The 2846-nt window shown below is 52.9% G+C and carries 1 protein-coding gene; it reads right to left on the bottom strand.

The genetic code is table 11. The features are described from left to right. Positions 1 to 2792 (bottom strand): DUF5801 repeats-in-toxin domain-containing protein (locus tag B152_RS26340; protein ID WP_425402031.1); only part of this gene is annotated, 2792 nt, incomplete at its 3' end. Positions 2793 to 2846: the final 54 nt, after the last annotated feature.

The raw sequence follows: 2846 nt of genomic DNA, 5'->3' as shown, positions 1-2846 counted from the left end.
GCAGCAAAACTCTGGCTCGCATCCGTGCCAAGAACCGTCTCGTCAACCGTCAGAACTGGCTCAGTCGTTGCGTTCGCAGAAATGCTCGGACCATCGTCTTCAAACTTGATCACAGATCCCAGATCCAGGCTGTCGTCCGACTGATCACCATCTGCGTCTGTAACTGTCACAATCAGCTGCAGGACACCGGAATTCATAATTGCCGGGCTGGATGCTTCATCATGATCGTTGCTGTCATTGTGTTCAAGCGCACGGGTTTGCGTAACGGTCACATCCCCAGTAGCCGGATCGACTGAAATACGGAAGACCTCACCACCGGTGGCCGAAGAACCAACGATGTCCCCCCCAGGTTCCTGGGTCAGGATAATTGCTTCATCCGTCTGCACATCAATCAGTCCGGAATTAACAGGATGCACGCCCCCGAGGCTCAAGTTGAATTCGGTTGCTCCCGCAGTAGCAGGACCATCCGCACCAAAGACAGAGCTGTTGCTGAAAAGGACGGAACCAAGAACAGTTACATCCGCAAGCAGACCATCAACCGCAGTATCATCCCCGTCGTTTTCTGTCTCGTCCAGACGGATCTCGGCACCCTGATTAAACTCGATATCCGCAACAGGATTATCATCAGCAACCGTTACAGTCAGCGTTGCGCCATCCTGATCGCCATCAGCATCTTCAAGAACATAATCAAATGTTTCATCAAGGGTATCCGGGGCTGTAGAAACCTGGGTCACCGCAAAACCGCTAGAAGAGTCCGCAGCTGTCAACGTAACGGACGTAATATCATTGCCCGTGATCGTGAAGCTATTTTCTCCCGGAGCCGAAGTTCCTGTAATCACACCATCAGCCGTCACCGCGCTCCAGTTCACAGCGGTGGTGCCATCAAACTCGAATGACAGATGATCCGTTGCAACGGCACCGCCAGCATCAGAGAAGCTGAAAGTCAGGCTTTCCTGAACAGTACCGTTATCAGCATAAGGCGTATCTCCATTCCCCTGCGGAATATTACTAACACCCAATCCATCACCTGCTGGAGCAACCAGAACACCAACTGGATTTCCAGCCTGTGTGCCCACTCCCATAACAGTAACAGTCACACCAGTTGCAGGATTGGTTTGTGTATAGGTCGCACCATCAAAGCTGCCACCACCTAGGGCAAAGTCTTCGCCCGAATGGGTCGCAGGGCCTTCATAGCTGTAATCACCGAGGTTATCACCCGCCATATCCACAGTCAGGGTCGCACCAGCTTTGGTCGTGATCGTCAGGATACCTGTCGCAGGGTCGAAGCTGCCGCCACCAGTGACAGACTGACCATCAGTGGCAAGCTCATAGGTCACACCGTCATGCGTAATTTCACGGATTGTACCCGGTTGGTCTGCACCGGCACTTTCACCAGCCTGGAGCAGATTACCGGTCATAACGTTGCCAGCGGATTCATCCGTGACATTCAGGGCATCATCCAGCGCAACAGGTACATCGTCCTGAACACGGATGGTAAAGCCACTGTCAACAGTAACACTGTCGCCATCTCCGTCCGTTGCAACAATCGCAGAAGAAAGATCAAGATCAAGGAAACCTTCCAGATCGTCTGCGGAAGCAACCGGATGATGATCCAGCTGATCGAGAAGCGTAAAGGTATAATCGCCATTGGCATCAAGTTGCAGCGTAAAGACAGGCCCAGCAGTGGTCGAAGCTGTCAGAGTATCTCCGACAACAGCATAGGTAACAGCAAGGCCGTTCGACGTCAGAACAGGAAGATTGCCCAGATCGGTTGTAAGACTGAAACCACCACCCGCTGCGGCTCCATCAGAACCAAAATCAACAAGGCTGGCGACAGATCCGGTCGCAACCGTGCTGCCTGCAGCGTCTTCATCATTGCCATCAACAAGATTGTCTTCTTCAACCGTACCGGAAACAGTCGCGGCATTATTGACAGGACCATCATCCTCAAACTTGATCAGACCACCAAGCTCGGCATTGTTGCTGTGACTGTCACCGTCACCGTCCGTAACTGTAACAGTCGCTTCAATCAGGCCAGAAGTCATGATCGCAGGAGAACTGCTCTCGTCATGGTCATTGCTGTCATCATGCTCAATCGCACGAGACTGCTGAACTGTCACTGCGCCCGTTGCAGGATCAATCGAAACCGTAAAGACCGTACCACCTGTTGCGGAACTACCGGTGATAACACCGCCAGCTTCACTCAGTGTGATCGCCTCATCAGTAACCGCATCAACCAGACCGCTGTCAACCGGCTGCGTGCCGTTAAGGGTCAGGCTGTAAACCGTCGCATTGCTTGTCGCCGCACCATCAGATCCAAAGGCGGAGCTGTTTGTAAACAGATCCGATCCAGCAACAGTAACATTTGCAAGCAGACCGCCGACATCACCATCGTCGCTGTCATTGTCTGTCTCGTCCAGGCGGATCTCGGCTCCAGCTTTCGCAGAAAGATCCGCTGTCGGACCGTCATCCTCAAACTTGATCAGACCACCAAGTTCAACGGACTCGCTGTCTGTATCGTTATCACCATCAGTCACAGTAACCGTCAGTTTGATCGCACCAGCTGCGATCTCAAGCGGGTCAGCAGCTTCGTCATGGTCATCCGTATCACCATGTTTCAGCGCGCGGAACTGCTCAACAGTCACCCCGCCCGTCGCAGGNTCAACTGTAATCGTAAAGACAGTCTCACCATCTGCGGTACCAGTAATAACATTACCGAGCTGGCTCAGAACAACAGGCTCATCACTTGCNGTATCAACCAGACCGGAGGCTGTCCCCGTATCGAGGCTCAGGCTGAAGACTGTCGACTTCTCGCCATCAGTTCCCGCATCTTTAACCAGCGTAAC

The organism is Kiloniella laminariae DSM 19542 (assembly GCF_000374005.1).
Lineage (GTDB): Bacteria > Pseudomonadota > Alphaproteobacteria > Kiloniellales > Kiloniellaceae > Kiloniella > Kiloniella laminariae.
The sequence above is the reverse complement of the archived record's forward strand: the minus strand, read 5'-3'. Positions and strand labels throughout refer to the sequence as shown.